General features: G+C 57.3%; 12 protein-coding genes and 2 tRNA genes. 9 read left to right on the forward strand and 5 right to left on the reverse strand.

Annotation, left to right across the window (positions count from 1 at the left end; all coding sequences use genetic code 11):
* Positions 1-55 precede the first annotated feature (55 nt).
* The 3 genes from ctaA to AC2FFA_RS05350 all read left to right on the forward strand — a co-directional run bounded on the left by ctaA (position 56) and on the right by AC2FFA_RS05350 (position 3,405).
* A complete protein-coding gene (gene ctaA, locus AC2FFA_RS05340) occupies positions 56-1,204 on the forward strand; it encodes a heme A synthase (protein ID WP_496850353.1) in 1,149 nt (382 codons plus the stop codon).
* Position 1,205: 1 nt separating this feature from the next.
* Entirely contained in the window at positions 1,206-2,675 is a 1,470-nt protein-coding gene (locus AC2FFA_RS05345; protein WP_496850354.1) for a carboxypeptidase M32, read from the forward strand.
* A 175-nt stretch (positions 2,676-2,850) separates the two neighbouring features.
* Complete coding sequence (locus AC2FFA_RS05350) at positions 2,851-3,405, forward strand: alpha/beta hydrolase family protein (protein ID WP_496850356.1); 555 nt, start codon at positions 2,851-2,853, stop codon at positions 3,403-3,405.
* Between the two features lie 324 nt (positions 3,406-3,729).
* On the opposite strand, the gene trhA is transcribed toward AC2FFA_RS05350, so the two are convergent.
* Both trhA and gyrA read right to left on the reverse strand, forming a co-directional pair.
* Positions 3,730-4,392 (reverse strand): PAQR family membrane homeostasis protein TrhA, encoded by a 663-nt coding sequence (gene trhA / locus AC2FFA_RS05355; protein WP_496850358.1) that lies wholly within the window; start codon positions 4,390-4,392, stop codon positions 3,730-3,732.
* Positions 4,393-4,523: 131 nt separating this feature from the next.
* Positions 4,524-7,250: a DNA gyrase subunit A gene (gene gyrA / locus AC2FFA_RS05360; protein ID WP_496850360.1), complete on the reverse strand. Its 2,727-nt coding sequence runs from the start codon at positions 7,248-7,250 to the stop codon at positions 4,524-4,526.
* Positions 7,251-7,443: 193 nt separating this feature from the next.
* Between gyrA and AC2FFA_RS05365 the strand changes: the two genes are divergently transcribed.
* A complete protein-coding gene (locus AC2FFA_RS05365; RefSeq protein WP_299643075.1) occupies positions 7,444-7,713 on the forward strand; it encodes an usg protein in 270 nt (89 codons plus the stop codon).
* Between the two features lie 101 nt (positions 7,714-7,814).
* Positions 7,815-8,492: a lipid-binding SYLF domain-containing protein gene (locus AC2FFA_RS05370; protein WP_496850362.1), complete on the forward strand. Its 678-nt coding sequence runs from the start codon at positions 7,815-7,817 to the stop codon at positions 8,490-8,492.
* Here AC2FFA_RS05370 and AC2FFA_RS05375 read toward each other — a convergent pair whose 3' ends face one another.
* Positions 8,493-9,446 (reverse strand): radical SAM protein, encoded by a 954-nt coding sequence (locus AC2FFA_RS05375; RefSeq protein WP_117872737.1) that lies wholly within the window; start codon positions 9,444-9,446, stop codon positions 8,493-8,495.
* Positions 9,447-9,609: 163 nt separating this feature from the next.
* Between AC2FFA_RS05375 and zwf the strand changes: the two genes are divergently transcribed.
* The 4 genes from zwf (at position 9,610) to AC2FFA_RS05395 (ending at position 15,146) form a co-directional block, all read left to right on the forward strand.
* The gene (gene zwf / locus AC2FFA_RS05380) at positions 9,610-11,064 is read left to right on the forward strand and encodes a glucose-6-phosphate dehydrogenase (protein WP_496850365.1); all 1,455 of its coding nucleotides are present in this window, start codon (positions 9,610-9,612) and stop codon (positions 11,062-11,064) included.
* A complete protein-coding gene (gene pgl, locus AC2FFA_RS05385; RefSeq protein ID WP_496850367.1) occupies positions 11,061-11,732 on the forward strand; it encodes a 6-phosphogluconolactonase in 672 nt (223 codons plus the stop codon). Before zwf ends, pgl begins: the two co-directional genes overlap by 4 nt.
* A 4-nt stretch (positions 11,733-11,736) precedes the next feature.
* Positions 11,737-13,341, forward strand: coding sequence for a glucose-6-phosphate isomerase (pgi, locus tag AC2FFA_RS05390; protein WP_496850369.1), 1,605 nt, complete (start codon positions 11,737-11,739; stop codon positions 13,339-13,341).
* A gap of 185 nt (positions 13,342-13,526) precedes the next feature.
* Entirely contained in the window at positions 13,527-15,146 is a 1,620-nt protein-coding gene (locus AC2FFA_RS05395) for a long-chain-fatty-acid--CoA ligase (RefSeq protein ID WP_496850394.1), read from the forward strand.
* A gap of 21 nt (positions 15,147-15,167) precedes the next feature.
* Here AC2FFA_RS05395 and AC2FFA_RS05400 read toward each other — a convergent pair.
* Together AC2FFA_RS05400 and AC2FFA_RS05405 are read right to left on the reverse strand one after the other, a co-directional pair.
* Positions 15,168-15,242 (reverse strand) — tRNA-Asn (locus tag AC2FFA_RS05400).
* A gap of 126 nt (positions 15,243-15,368) precedes the next feature.
* A tRNA-Asn gene (locus AC2FFA_RS05405) sits at positions 15,369-15,443 on the reverse strand.
* Between the last annotated feature and the right edge of the window lies 1 nt (position 15,444).

A 15,444-nucleotide genomic window follows, 5' to 3' on the forward strand; every position in this document is an offset into this window, starting at 1 on the left:
GGACCTATCTTCCGCCACACCCTAGCTTGCGACGAAATCAGGACATGAGGACAGCATGAGCGGTAAGCGCAGCATCTTCGAAGAGGTCTCGGACACGGAAAAACAACAGGCGGTTCAACCCGGTATGATCGACCGGGGGCGTGGCGGCGCGCGCAATGCGATCCGCGTTTGGCTGATGATCCTGTTTGCCTTGGTGGTCGTGATGATCGCAGTCGGCGGCCTGACGCGCCTGACGGACAGTGGCCTATCGATCACCGAATGGCGTCCGATCACCGGTGCCATCCCGCCGATGACCGAAGCGGACTGGCAGGCTGAATTCGACAAATACAAGCAGATTGACCAGTGGCGCATCCAGAACCAGTGGATGGAGCTGAGTGACTTCAAAACTATCTACTGGTGGGAATGGGGCCACCGCCAATTGGGCCGCGTGATCGGGCTGGTCTGGGCCATCGGGTTCTTTGGCTTTCTTGTCGCGCGCAAGGTACCCACGGGTTGGACCGGCAAGCTGCTGATCCCGGGCCTGTTGGGCGGCGTTCAGGGCGCGGTCGGTTGGTGGATGGTCGCCTCGGGCGTGACGCAGGGCGAGGGTATGACAGCCGTTGCCAGCTATCGTCTGGCCACGCATCTGGGGCTAGCCTTCGTGATTCTGGGCTTCCTGGCGTGGTATATCTTTGAGCTTGGCCGCGATGAACGTGACCTGATGCAGGCGCGTCGTGCCAAAGAGGCAAAACTGTTCTCGCTTGCGACTGGCCTGATGCATTTCGCTTTTTTGCAAATACTCATCGGCGCGCTGGTCGCCGGGATCGACGCCGGGAGGTCTTACACCGACTGGCCGTTGATTGGGGGGCAATTGTTGCCACCGGATGCCACTGCTTTGGAGCCGGTGTGGCGAAACTTCTTTGAAAGCCCCGGACTGGTGCAGTTCATTCACCGCTGTGCCGGTTACGTGCTGTTTATCTTTGCCATTGTCGTGTGGCGACGTGGTGGTGCCAGTGTGCATCCTCAAACGCGCTTTGCCTTCAATGCGGCATTCGCAGCGCTGTCTTTGCAGGTCGTCGTCGGCATCGTGACGGTCGTCTACGGCGCCCCATGGCAGATAGCGATCTTCCACCAGTTCATGGCCGTTGTTGTCTGGACCCTGATCCTGCGCGCTCGGTTCCTCACGGCTTACCCAATCGCAACATCTCTGCGCGGAGTAACATAATATGACCGCTTTCAACGAATTGATGGCCTTTCAGCGTGAAACCTCAGCATTGGGCCAGATCGCGGGCCGGCTCGGCTGGGACCAGGAAACCGTCATGCCGCGCGGGGCTGCTCCCCAACGCGCCGAAGAAATGGCGGCTATCGAGGCGGTCCTTCATGCGCGCCGATCGGATCCACGCGTTGCAGAGTGGCTGGATCAGGCTGCCCCACAGGATGAAGTCGGTAAGGCGCAACTGCGCGAAATCCGGCGCGCCTATGATCGGGCGGTCAAGGTGCCTGCCGATCTGGCTACGGCGATTGCCCGAATTACGTCCGCCGCACAGGGAACCTGGGCCCAGGCGCGCGCGGACGAAGATGTCTCGGCGTTCCTTCCGGTGCTGGAAGAGGTCGTATCGCTGAAGCGTCAGGAAGGTGAGGCGCTGGCGCAGGGCGGAGATGTCTATGACGCCATGGTCGAAGATTACGAACCCTATACGACTGGCGCTCAGATCGCGGCCATTTTCGACGAGATGCGCCCGCGTCTGGTGGCTTTGCGCGCGACCGTTCTGGATCGCCCGGAACCTGCTGCGCTGAGCGGCAGCTTTGATGAGCTGACCCAGATGCAGCTTGCGCAAAAGCTGGCGGTCGCTTTCGGCTATGACCTCAACAACGGCCGTGTGGATAAGGCGGTTCACCCGTTCAGCTCGGGCTCGGGTCTTGATGTGCGCATCACCACGCGAACCAGCGAAACAGACCCGTTCAACTGCTTTTATTCAACCATTCACGAGGTCGGCCACGCCGCTTACGAACAGGGGATCGACCGCGACTACCTGCTGACGCCACTGGGGTGCGGCGTGTCCATGGGCGTGCATGAAAGTCAAAGCCGGATCTATGAAAACCAGCTCGGCCGTTCCCGTGCCTTTACGGGCTGGTTATTCGATCAGATGAATGGCGCATTCGGCGATTTCGGAATTGCCGATGCCGACGCTTTCTACGCCACTGTCAACCGGGTTCACAACGGCTATATCCGCACCGAAGCGGACGAGGTCCAGTATAACCTGCATATCATGCTGCGGTTCGATCTGGAGCGCGCGCTGATGGCCGGAGACTTGCAGGTCAGCGAACTTGAGGCGGCGTGGAACGACCGCTTCAAGGCTGACTTCGGCTATGCGGTGGACAAGCCGTCGAACGGCTGTTTGCAGGATGTGCATTGGTCGGTCGGGCTGTTTGGTTACTTTCCGACCTACTCGCTGGGCAACGTCTATGCTGGATGCCTGTATCAGGCCCTGCGCGGCGGCGTGCCCGATCTGGATGCGCAACTGGCAGAAGGCGACACATCTGGCGCAACTGCTTGGCTGCGCGAACACGTCCAGCAGCACGGCGGGCTTTATGCCCCGCGCGAGATTATCCGACGGGCAAGCGGCATTGAGCCGGGGCCCGAACCATTGCTGGGATATCTGGAACTGAAGTTTAGCGCGATATATGGGCTGTGAAAGCACGGAGCGGCAACTGAACAGTAAGGCTCATTGCTCTTTGCATTGCAGCAATGGCTCTGGTTTTAGCACTCAAACCAGCGCGACCTGCGGATAGCTTCTCACATCTGTATCAAGCACAGGGATGTGATGGCGTAGTACCCCATGTATGGTTTCCAGGCGACAATAAAACGTATTGAATCCCAAGGGCGAAGGACCATTCCCGGCCGTGATCTTTCTTCATGGATCCCGCGGAACGGGGCAAAAGGCTATCCAGAGTGCATTTCCCGTCAAGTCGATACTGGAACGCGGGTATGCCATCGTCGCTCCGACCGCGCTGGAAATTGAGTACCAAAACGGCCCGGGCACAGGATGGGTTTGGAATGACGCATATTATGGCCGGCATGATTTTGAGTTCATTGCGAATGTGCTTGAGGACGTTTTAGCTCGATCCCCCATTGATCCGGCGCAGATCGTAACCACTGGCCATTTCCGAGGTGGATCCTTCGCTTGGTTTCTTGCCTGTGCAGATGTTGACCCACGTCTGAAGGCTTTTGCCCCCATTGCTGGAAAACCAGTGCGCGGCGAACCTGGGAAATGTGCGTCAGCAGATTTCGATTTCAACATGTACTATAGCCATGGTTATGACGACACAGTTATTCCTTTCGCGGTTTCCGGGTCTTCGTGGTCTGACCCGGGATATATAGGGGCAGTGGAAGCCACACTAAGGCTTGGGGTCTCTGCGGGCTGAAAAGGGATAACGTCGTTGCGCAGGATAGCTATGATCAGCGCGTTCTGAGCGATTGTGATACTGGTTCGACCATTTCTGTTATCGGCGATAAGGTCGGGCATGGCGTTCCAAATGGCTGGAGCGATCTGATGCTTGACTGGTTTGAGACAGTGAGCGCTTTGGAATAGGGGGCTTCCAACACAAAACGGGGCTGGTGAAGACGGAGAGATGGTCGCGGGACATGCCGCGCAATTTGTCTTCGGCTTCACGCGGAATACTATTTTCGGGCGACGCCAACTTTCGTTTTACGCAAACTTTTTCCCGAACAAATACGCACAGGTTAACCTAAACGACCTGAAACAGTTCAATTCGGGCCGCGACCGCTGCAAAGAACAAAACGCTGCCCAGCAGCACAAATACATGCCAGATCGTGTTGTGGAACGGCAGCCAGTCCAGCAGGTAGAAGGCGACCCCGGCCGTGTACACGAGCCCTCCGGCAATCATCAGTGTAACGATCGTAGGCGACAGGTCTGCCAACATGGATTGCCCGGCCCAGACCACCGCCCAACCCATCAATAGGTATAGCGCAAGCCCGAACCAGCGGAACCGGTTTGGGTCCAGCATCTTGAGAACCGACCCAAGTGTTGCCGAAGACCACAATCCGAGTAATAGCCCCGGGGGCTGAGCACCGGACAACAGTAGAAACGGTGTGTAGGTCCCTGCGATCTTGACGTAAATGCCGGAATGATCGAGGCGCTGCAGGAACCCGCGCCATTCCTCGTTTTCGACCATGTTATACAAGGCGGAAAACGTGAGCATGAGTATCAGCGTCACCCCGTAAACAGAGGCACCCAGAACCGCAGATTGATCATACCGGTAATAGATGGTCATTGTGATCAGCAGTGGTACGGCAACCAACGCACTTGAGATACCCAGCACATGGACCACCCCGTCGCTGATACGTTCCGTGCGACTGTAAGCTGGTCGGATATGCGCAAATGACCACATATGAAAAAGCTAGGCGGCAGAATGGCTTCGGGCAAGCGGATCATCCCGAGAGTTGTCGATATCGTGATCCAGAATGACAAAACGCCCGCAGAGCGAGCGTTTTGTTTCAGATCCGTAATTGAGCGTGAGGGTTATTCTTCGGTTTCCTCATCACCCTGATCAGCGATCCAGGCAACGCTGACGACCACTTCGCCCTTTCCGGTATTGAAGACTTTCACGCCACCTGCCGAGCGGGAGCGGAAGGAAATACCTTCCACCGGAACCCGGATCGATTGGCCTTTGGATGTCGCCAGCATGATCTGGTCGTCGAGTTCAACCGGGAACGAAGCCACCAGTTCTCCGCCGCGCATCGCCTTGTCCATCGCGGCAACACCCATGCCGCCTCGTCCGCGAACAGGGTAGTCGTGACTGGAACTCAGCTTGCCCGCACCGCCGGCAGTGATGGTCAGGATCAGGTTTTCCGCCGCTGACATCTCGGCGTACCGCTCCTGCGGCAGCAGGCTGTCGGCATTGCCTTCTTCATCGTCCGTCTCACCATCGTCGGTAACACCGGCTACGGCGCGGCGCATCTTGAGGTACGCGGCACGCTCGTCTGAATCAGCTTCGAAGTGGCGGATCACCGACATCGAGACTACGCGGTCGCCGTTGCTCAGTCTGATGCCACGCACACCGGTCGACTCGCGCGAGTTGAAGACGCGTACATCCGTAGTCCGGAAGCGGATGGCCCGACCTGAGTTGGTCACAAGCATCACGTCTTCATCTTCCGAACAGATGCGCGCATTCACCAGTTCCACGCCTTCAGGCAGTTTCATTGCGATCTTGCCGTTTCGGCGGACGTTGGTGAAATCCGACAGGCGGTTGCGGCGCACGTCACCCGCGCTGGTGGCGAAGATGATCTGAAGGTTCTCCCACTCTTCATCCGGCACATCGACAGGCATGATCGCGGCGATGGAAACCCCGGTTGGGATCGGCAGGATATTGACGATCGCCTTGCCCTTGCCGGTACGGCTGGACTGCGGCAAGCGCCAGGTCTTGAGTTTGTAGACCATGCCTTCTGTGGTGAAGAACAGCAGTTGGGTATGCGTGTTCGCCACGAAGAGGTTGGTAACAACATCCTCTTCCTTGGTCTGCATCCCCGAAAGACCCTTGCCACCGCGTTTCTGCGCTCGGAAATCGGCCAGCGGGGTTCGCTTGATGTAGCCGCCCGATGTGACGGTCACGACCATGTCTTCACGTTCAATCAGGTCTTCGTCTTCCATGTCGCCGGACCAGTCGACGATCTCGGTGCGGCGCGGTACTGCAAATTGCTCGCGTACGCTGCGCAGTTCATCAGCAATGATGCTCATGATGCGTTCGCGTGAAGACAGAATATCAAGGTATTCCTTGATCTTACCAGCCAGTTCTTCCAGCTCGTCGGTGACTTCTTTGACGCCAATTTGGGTCAGCCGTTGCAGTCGAAGATCAAGGATTGCGCGGGCCTGAACCTCGGTCAGGTTGTAGGTTCCGTCGTCGTTCATCTTGGACAGCGGATCGTCGATCAGGCGCAGATAGCTTTCGATCTCGGATGCGGGCCAGCGGCGGGTCATCAGCTTTTCGCGCGCTTCAGCAGCATCTGCCGACGAACGGATCGTCGCGACCACTTCATCGACGTTGGATACCGCCACGGCCAGACCACACAGAATGTGGCTGCGTTCGCGGGCCTTGCGCAGGTCGTATGCGGTACGTCGCGCGACAACATCCTCGCGGAAGTCGATAAACGAGGTCAGGAACCGGCGCAGTGTCAGTTGCTCGGGCCGGCCACCATTCAGCGCCAGCATGTTGCAGCCGAACGAAGTCTGCATCGGCGAGAAGCGGAAAAGTTGGTTCAGCACCACTTCAGGCGTGGCATCCCGTTTCAGTTCCACTACGACACGAACACCGTTGCGGTCGGACTCATCCTGTACGTGACTGACGCCTTCGATGCGTTTCTCGCGCACGGCTTCGGCGATCTTTTCGATCATCGCGGCCTTGTTCACCTGATAGGGAATCTCATCAACCACAATGGCGTAACGGTCTTTACGGATCTCTTCGACGCGGGTCTTAGAGCGGATGATGACGCTGCCGCGCCCCTCAAGATACGCTTTGCGCGCGCCGGACCGTCCCAGCATAACGGCGCCGGTCGGGAAATCGGGACCGGGGACATATTCGATCAGTTGTTCTGACGTCAGGTCCGGGTCGTCGATCAGTGCCAGCGTGGCATCGACCACTTCGCCCAGATTGTGCGGCGGAATGTTGGTCGCCATACCCACGGCGATACCACCGGCACCGTTGACGAGCATGTTTGGGAAACGGGCGGGCAAGACGGTCGGTTCCCGGTCCTTGCCATCGTAGTTGTCCTGAAAATCGACCGTTTCTTTTTCGATATCCGCCAGCAGGGCGCTTGCGGGTTTGTCCATTCGCACTTCGGTATATCGCATGGCCGCCGGGTTGTCGCCGTCCATCGAGCCGAAGTTGCCCTGTCCATCCAGCAAGGGCAGCGACATCGAGAAATCCTGTGCCATCCGCACCAACGCGTCATAGATCGCGCTGTCACCGTGCGGGTGGTATTTACCCATCACATCGCCAACCGGACGGGCCGATTTGCGATAAGATTTGTCGTGGGTATTTCCGGTTTCGTGCATCGCATACAGGATGCGGCGGTGAACCGGTTTCAGCCCATCACGCAGATCGGGGATCGCGCGGCTGACGATGACCGACATGGCATAGTCCAGGTAGGAGGTGCGCATCTCGGATTCGATGGAGACCGTCGGGCCGTCGTAGACAGGGCGCTCGGGCGGGGTTTCGTCCATGTTTTCAGGAATTTCTGGCGTATCGCTCACGTAAACTGCCCGTATATTGTGCTGGGTCTATATCTTGTGGATGCACCTTATCAGACCCGGCACATAAGGTGCAAGCAAGCAGCGTTTCCTGAGGCTGAAATCCTCGGTAACACCCAAGTAACATATTGTTATCTAAGAATTAGGAAGTTTTCGTGCTAACCTGAAGACATCTTGCAACAAACCGGAGGTCTGCATGAAGGCAAGCGAAACAGAATTGATGCTCAAGGGCTATGGTCTGACAACGGCTGAATTTTTCTACCATATGCCCGATTATATCCACGTCCTGAATACCTTCATCTGGCAGGAATATGACCTTGCGCCGGATCATCCCAAGCTGTTCGAATTCATCGAGTTTTGGCAGCGAGAGATCGAAGGGCCGCTGCATTCGGTCAAATTCACTCACCGCAAGATGATTGCGCCGGGTGAGTGGCGCAACATGGTCGGTGAGTTTCGCGTGAACTGAGCGGTCGGCTAAGTTTGCCTGAACGTCGGAAATCCCGTTCTCATTTGAGGCAAGTCGCGTATGGTGGCAGCCAATCTGTTGGTGTCACAGGAAAACAAATCATGACAAGAGCCTTTCTCTTTGCTGCGGCGCTTATTGCTGCAGCGCTTTGCGTGAACCGCCCTGTTTTTGCAGAAGGTGTTCTGGACAAGATCAAGAAAGGCGCCGAGAGCGTCGGGAACACGATCGACAAAGGTGCCGCCGCCGTCGATGAGACCATCGATTCAACTTCAGAATTGCTGTCCAATGAGGCAACACCGGAGGAAACGCGCGCCAAGCTTGACGCGATGGCAGGCGAAATTCTGGATCAGCTTCTGACGGAGAACCCCGAGGCGCAGGCCCTGTATGACATCAGTGCCGGATATGCGGTGTTCGATTCTCGTAAGGTGACAGTGTTTCCCGTGTCGGCGGGCTATGGCCGTGGCGTAGCAGTGTCGAAAGACACCGGACAGCATACGTATATGAACATGGGGACAGGCGGTGTTGGCGGTGCCATCGGCATCGGCGGTTTCGAGACCAAATTCGTGATCCTGTTCGAAACCCCTGCTGATCTGGATAAGTTCATCAGCCAGGGTTACGACGCGACCGCAGAAACAGGTGCCATGTATGGCGAGGATAAAACCGGCGAAACCCTGCGCTTTACCGATGGGCGCTCGTTCTTTGTTCTCAACAAAAAGGGGTGGCGCGTATCGGCCGGCGCGTCGGGCACCAAGTTCTGGAAATCGCCCGAGCTGAACTGATCAGCCAGAACAGCTGGCGCCGCCCAGGACACAGAACTTGGCGCAATGAGGGTGGTTCAGATGCACGTCCGACTCGGCCTCGGCAAGGGTATGACCCATCTCGAACTCCGGCTCGTAGGGCAGTAGGGTGCAGGCTAGGACAGCAGGTTTTTCGGCCCCCTTGCGTTTGACCACCATACGGGCGCTTGCGCACATGACGTCGTTGGGGGATTTGCCCAGGATTCCCCAGCAAGCCGTGGTGATTTCGGGGACTTCGACAGTTTCGTCCATTTCGGGGAACAGAACGGTCCGAGCCGGGTTTTGCGGGTCAATATCGAATCCGTGCTCGGCAAAGAACCTGGCATAACCCGTACGGCTTTCCGCCTCTGAATCTCCCCAGACGGTGCGTCCGGCGATGGCCATGTTGAAACCGTGGTCGCGCAACCACTCCATCCCGGCCAAGGTTTTGTCGAAACTACCCTCGCCGCGCTCTTCATCGTGCAGGGCCGGGCGGAAGTGATCGACCGAAATGCGCAAAGTCAACATGTGGTTGAATTCCTTTTGCAACCCCAGCAAGCCTTCGCGCATTTTTCGGCGCATCATCGGAGCCATTGCGTTGGTCAGGATCAGAACCTCGTATCCTCGTTCCAGCGCGGCGCGTGTCATGTCGATCATTTCCGGGTTCATGAACGGCTCACCACCCGTGAACCCGATCTCGCGCACGGGCCAATTGCGAGCTTCGATTTGATCCAGGTAGTCACGAACCTCGTCAGCCGTGATGTAAACCAAAGCATCATTGGTCGGGCTGCTGGCTATGTAGCAACTCACACATTCGATGTTGCACAACGTGCCTGTATTGAACCAAAGGGTTTCGGGGCGTGTCAGGGAAACCGTTGCGCGGGCCTGTCCGTCAGCTGTCACCGATTTGTTTTGAAACTTGCCGTTATTGGCAAGCTGAGGGGCGTTGTCTTTCATTCCCGCATCCGGTTCTTTGAGGGCGTCGCTTTGATCTAGCCCTTCGCCGCCGATTTGGTAAGGGTGACGCAGCGGTTCTGACAGAGTTTTGATCAGTGTGATTTCTCGGTATATGGTTGCGCTAACATTGGACATGCCGGAAGGGGCGAGGTAAGGACAACTCATGGTTTCACGCGTCATACCAGTTGATCCCTTTGATCTGATTATTTTCGGTGGCACCGGCGATCTGGCGCAGCGCAAGATCCTGCCTGCGCTATACCGTCGCTTTTGCGCCGGGCAATGGCATGAAGATGCGAAGATTATCGCAGCAGCGCGTGCGGGCCATTCCGCTGATGATTTCCGACGGATGGTCACAAAGTCGCTTCACCAGCATGCCGCGGTCCGGGCCGCGGATTCGCAGGCACTGTCCCGTTTCCTGCAGCGGGTCGATTATGTCCCGCTGGATGCTATGTCGGACGCAGGATGGGATGTGCTGGGTAAAAAACTCTCACCCAACCGCGTTCGCGCGTTCTATTTCTCGGTTGGCCCCAGTCTGTTTGGACCCCTGGCCGAGCGTGTCCGGGCCTATGATCTGGCGACGGAAGAGACGCGCATTGTGGTGGAAAAGCCGTTTGGGCATGATCTGAACAGTGCGCGAGAGCTGAATGCCACACTCGCTGCGCATTTTGATGAAAGCCAGATTTACCGGATCGATCATTATCTGGGCAAGGAAACCGTCCAGAACCTGATGGCGGTACGGTTTGGCAATATGTTGTTCGAACCGCTGTGGAACAGCCAGTATGTAGACCACATCCAGATCACGGTTGCGGAAACCGTCGGTATCGAAGGGCGCGAAGAATACTATGAGCGCGCGGGTGCGATGCGTGACATGGTGCAAAACCACCTGATGCAGCTGCTGTGTCTGATTGCCATGGAACCCCCGGCAAAGTTCGATCCGGACGCGGTACGGGATGAAAAGCTCAAGGTGATCCGGGCGCTTGATCCTGTGGAACCGCATCACATCGTGCGCGGCCAGTTTTCGGAGGGGCCGGACGGGCCGGGATACCGTGAATGTGTTGGCAATCCACGCTCGACCACCGAAAGCTACGTGGCGCTGAAGGCGCATGTCAGCAATTGGCGATGGGCGGGTACGCCGTTTTATTTGCGTACGGGTAAACGGTTGGTGGCGCGCTCTTCGATTATCAACGTGATGTTCAAGGACGCACCGCATTCGATTTTTGGGGAAGAAGCCGGGCGTCACGCCAATGCGTTGTCGATCCGATTGCAACCCAATGAGGGGATCACGCTGAAAGTGACGATCAAGGAACCAGGGCCGGGTGGGATGCGGTTGATCGACGTGCCTTTGGATATGAGTTTTGCCGAAGCGCTGGGGCCGGAAAACCAGGACCCGCCAGATGCTTACGAACGTCTCGTTATGGACGTGATCCGGGGTAACCAGACGCTGTTCATGCGTGGAGACGAGGTCGAGGCCGCATGGGCCTGGACCGATCCGATCATCGCCGGATGGCTGGCGCGTGGGGACGTGCCCAAACCTTATGACAGCGGCAGCACAGGGCCGGGCGACGCCGAGCTGCTGATGAAACGCGACGGTCGCCGCTGGCAAGGAATAAAGCCATGAACATTCAGGAATATGCCGATCGGGAAATGCTTGCGATCGATGTGGCAAACGCGTTGGCGGGTGAGCTTGAAGCCGCTTTGTTGCACAACGACACGGTTGCGTTGGCCGTCCCCGGCGGGACAACGCCGGGGCCGATTTTTGACAGTCTGTGCGCCGCTGATCTTGAGTGGGACCGCGTACGCGTTCTGCCCACGGATGAGCGCTGCGTACCGTCTGATCATGAACGTTCGAACGAACGCCTGATCCGGGAGAGACTGCTGACCAACCGGGCATCCGTGGCGCAGTTTATTCCACTCTATGTGCCGGGCACAGAGCCTGAAGCGGCGTTGCCCGAGGTTGAATCGCTGATCGCGCCAGTGCTGCCATTGTCGGTTCTGGTCCTGGGGATGGGGGAAGACATGCATACGGCCTCGTTGTTCCCCGGAATGGAGGGGCTTGCAAAGGCTCTCGACAGCCAAGCACCAACCTTGATCGTCGCCCGGACCGATGTGCAGCCAGAAGCTCGGATTTCTTTGACGGCCCCTGTTCTGGACGGGGCTTTGTCGAAACATCTGGTCATCTACGGGCAGGCAAAACGAGACGTTTTGGAAAAAGCCATGTCAATGCCACCAGAAGAGGCACCGATCGCCGCCGTTCTCAGTGGCGTGACGGTTCATTGGGCGGAGTGAGGCAATGCAGCTGAATGCTTTGAAGACGCTTGCGACGGCCGAACGCCGTATCGTCGATCTGTTCGCAGAGGATGCAAACCGAGCCGGGTCGTTTTCAGTCTCATCCAGGGATATGCTGTTCGATTATTCGAAAACACAGATCGATGAAGACGTGCAGGCGGCGCTGCTGCAATTGTGCGAAGATGCCGGGCTTGCGACACAGCGCGACGCCATGTTTGCCGGGAAGAAGATCAACGAAACCGAAGGGCGCGCGGTGCTGCACACTGCCTTGCGCAACCTTGATGGCGGGCCGATCGAGGTGGACGGTCAGGATGTTATGCCCGGGGTTCTGGGCACACTGCATCGGATGCGTGTCTTTGCCGAGGAGGTGCGCGGCGGCGCCATTGCAGGGGCAGGGGGCAGTTTTACCGATGTGGTGAATATCGGCATCGGAGGATCTGACCTTGGCCCGGTGATGGCCACGCACGCACTGGCCCCTTATCACGATGGTCCGCGTGTGCATTACGTCTCGAATGTGGATGGGGCCCATATTGCAGACACGTTGCGCCAGCTGGACCCGACACGGACGCTGGTGATTGTCGCGTCGAAAACATTCACCACGATCGAAACGATGACCAATGCGCGCACGGCCCGCGCCTGGATGTCTGAGGGTGGGGGGGATCCGTCCCGCCAGTTTGCTGCCGTATCCAGCGCGCTGGACAAGACGCAGGCTTTCGGCATCCCCGAGGCACATGTATTTGGTTTCGCCGATTGGGTGGGCGGGCGCTATTCGGTCTGGGGGCCGGTTGGATTGCCAGTCATGATTGCCGTCGGTTCAAATGCATTTGACGCGTTTCTGCGCGGCGGGCAGGCGATGGATCTGCATTTCCGCTCGGCGGATTGGGGTGAAAACATGCCTGTGATACTGGCGCTGGTCGGTATCTGGCACCGTCAGGTTCTGGGTTATTCCAGCCGGGCCGTGCTGCCCTATGATCAGCGGCTGCTGCGCCTGCCTGCATATTTCCAGCAGTTGGAAATGGAATCGAATGGCAAATCTGTCGCGATGGACGGATCAACCCTGACCGTCCCTTCGGGGCCCGTTGTCTGGGGTGAGCCGGGAACCAACGGTCAACATGCATTTTATCAGCTGATCCATCAGGGCACGGATGTCATACCCTGTGAATTCATGGTCGCTGCCGAAGGGCACGAACCTGAGCTGATTCACCATCACCGCCTGCTTTTGGCCAACTGTCTGGCGCAGTCAGAGGCTTTGATGCGTGGTCGTTCTTTGGATGAAGCCCGTGAACGCATGGCGGAAAAAGGCCTTGATGGCGACGAACTTGATCGGCAGGCGCGACACCGGGTATTTCCCGGTAATCGTCCTTCCACAACGCTGATGTATCCGAAGCTTACACCGTTCGTTCTGGGGCAGATTATCGCGCTGTATGAGCATCGTGTGTTCGTTGAAGGCGTTCTGCTGGGCATCAATTCCTTTGATCAGTGGGGGGTGGAGTTGGGCAAAGAGCTTGCCAACTCTCTTGGGCCTGTCGTGGATGGTGTTGCGAGCGCTGAAGATAAAGACGGATCAACCGCTGCATTGGTCGCCTATGCGCTGAAACACCGGGATTAACGGTAGAAAATGCTGCCTGTCACCTTGGTGGGCAGCATTCTTTTATTGTCAGACAATTAAATGATTGGCAGGGTTCCTCCGTAGGAAACGACTGGATTGACGCATCGGGTCACGCCCCAAGCTGTCAATGTCAGGTGGAAAAGGCAGAGGCCATCTAAGGTCTCGCCAAGGACGGGAGGATGTCCATGCTGGGACAGATGATGACGCAGCCCCTGCTGATTTCGTCGCTGATCGAACACGCAAAGCGCTATCACGGTCAGACCGAGATTGTCTCGGTCGAAACGGATGGAACGGTCACTGAAACCAACTGGTCCGAGATTGCAGTGAATGCGCGACGAATGGCGTCGGCATTGACGACTCTGGGGCTGGAGCCGCAGGACAGGATCGGGACACTGGCCTGGAACAATCGGCGGCATCTTGAGATCTATTTTGCCACTTCCGGCGCGGGCTATGTCTGTCACACGGTCAATCCCCGCCTGTTCCCCGAGCAGCTGACCTTTATCATCAATCATGCCAAGGACAGGGTTCTGTTCTTTGATGCGACGTTCCTTCCGCTGGTCGCTGCGCTGCATGACGCTTTGTCCGAGGTTCAGCATTTTGTCCTCATGGGGCCTCGCAATGAAGAGGCTGCGGCTCAGGTTCCTGATCTGAAGTTCTATGACGAGTTGATCCAGACAGGAGATGCGAATTTCCAGTGGCCCGACCTGGATGAAAAAACCGCCTGCGGTCTGTGCTATACGTCGGGAACGACGGGCAATCCAAAGGGCGTGTTGTATTCTCACAGGTCAACACTGCTGCACAGTTTTGCATCGAACACACGGGATGTGATCGGGTATTCTGCGATGGATGTTGTTATGCCTGTTGTGCCGATGTTCCATGTCAACGCGTGGGGGTCGCCTTACGCCTGTGCCATGTCGGGATCGCGGCTTGTGTTGCCTGGACCGGATTTACATGGTGAAGCGCTGGTCAATCTGATCGATACCTATGGCGTGACACTGGCCATGGGCGTGCCTACCATCTGGCAGGGTCTGCTGGCCCATGCCGCGGCATGCGGAACCGAACTCAAAAGTCTTGATCGCACTGTTATTGGCGGCGCAGCCTGTCCGCCGTCGATGATCGAAACGTTCCGCGAAACCTATGGCGTTGACACGGTTCACGCCTGGGGCATGAGCGAGATGAGCCCGCTGGGCTCGACGAATTACCCACTGGCCAAACACCTGAAGCTGCCGCCGGAAGAACAGCACAAGATTCGCCTGAGCCAGGGAAGACCGCCCTTTGGGGTTGAGTTGAAAATCGTGGACGAAGATGGGAATGATCTTCCGCATGACGGTGAAACTCAGGGCGATTTGCTAGTGCGAGGCCACTGGGTTCTGGACAGCTACTTCCAGTTGCAGGATCAGGATCTGTTACAGGATGGGTGGTTCGCGACCGGGGATGTGGCCACTTTGGACCCGGATGGTTACATGACCATTCGCGACAGATCCAAGGACATCATCAAATCCGGTGGGGAATGGATCAGTTCGGTCGAGCTTGAGAACATCGCCGTGGCCCACCCCCAGCTTGCGACGGCCGCCGTGGTCGGTGTTCCGCATCCGAAATGGGATGAACGCCCCTTGCTGGTTGCCGTGAAAGCCGATGGAGTAGAACCTAGCGAACAGGATTTGCTGTCCTTTTTCGATGGCAAAATCGCCAAATGGCAGATTCCTGACAAGGTTGTCTTTGTTGATGCGCTGCCACTGAGTGCAACAGGAAAGGTCTTGAAACGCAAGCTGCGAGCAGAGTTCGGGAATGCCCTGACAGGGTAGGTCTGCTGCGTTTTGGGGAATTGGCTCCGGCGGTAGGGATCGAACCTACGACCAATTGATTAACAGTCAACTGCTCTACCGCTGAGCTACGCCGGAACGGTTCGCGCCGTATAGCAATCCGGTTTCCCGGCGTCCAGAGGGGGCGTGTGTTTTTTCGACGAAAAAACCGGCAGAAACCGATGCGATTTTTGACGTCATTGAAGGTCTTAACGAGGGGGGATTTGGCTCCGGCGGTAGGGATCGAACCTACGACCAATTGATTAACAGTCAACTGCTCTACCGCTGAGCTACGCCGGAA

It is taken from the genome of Ruegeria sp. YTSB088, assembly GCF_059609825.1.

Coding starts and splice junctions, on each gene's coding strand:
- ctaA (WP_496850353.1), top strand. CDS start 56: ATGAGCGGTAAGCGCAGCATCTTCGAAGAGGTCTCGGACACGGAAAAA.
- AC2FFA_RS05345 (WP_496850354.1), top strand. CDS start 1,206: ATGACCGCTTTCAACGAATTGATGGCCTTTCAGCGTGAAACCTCAGCA.
- trhA (WP_496850358.1), bottom strand. CDS start 4,392: ATGTGGTCATTTGCGCATATCCGACCAGCTTACAGTCGCACGGAACGT.
- AC2FFA_RS05365 (WP_299643075.1), top strand. CDS start 7,444: ATGAAGGCAAGCGAAACAGAATTGATGCTCAAGGGCTATGGTCTGACA.
- AC2FFA_RS05370 (WP_496850362.1), top strand. CDS start 7,815: ATGACAAGAGCCTTTCTCTTTGCTGCGGCGCTTATTGCTGCAGCGCTT.
- AC2FFA_RS05375 (WP_117872737.1), bottom strand. CDS start 9,446: ATGAAAGACAACGCCCCTCAGCTTGCCAATAACGGCAAGTTTCAAAAC.
- zwf (WP_496850365.1), top strand. CDS start 9,610: ATGGTTTCACGCGTCATACCAGTTGATCCCTTTGATCTGATTATTTTC.
- pgl (WP_496850367.1), top strand. CDS start 11,061: ATGAACATTCAGGAATATGCCGATCGGGAAATGCTTGCGATCGATGTG.
- pgi (WP_496850369.1), top strand. CDS start 11,737: ATGCAGCTGAATGCTTTGAAGACGCTTGCGACGGCCGAACGCCGTATC.
- AC2FFA_RS05395 (WP_496850394.1), top strand. CDS start 13,527: ATGCTGGGACAGATGATGACGCAGCCCCTGCTGATTTCGTCGCTGATC.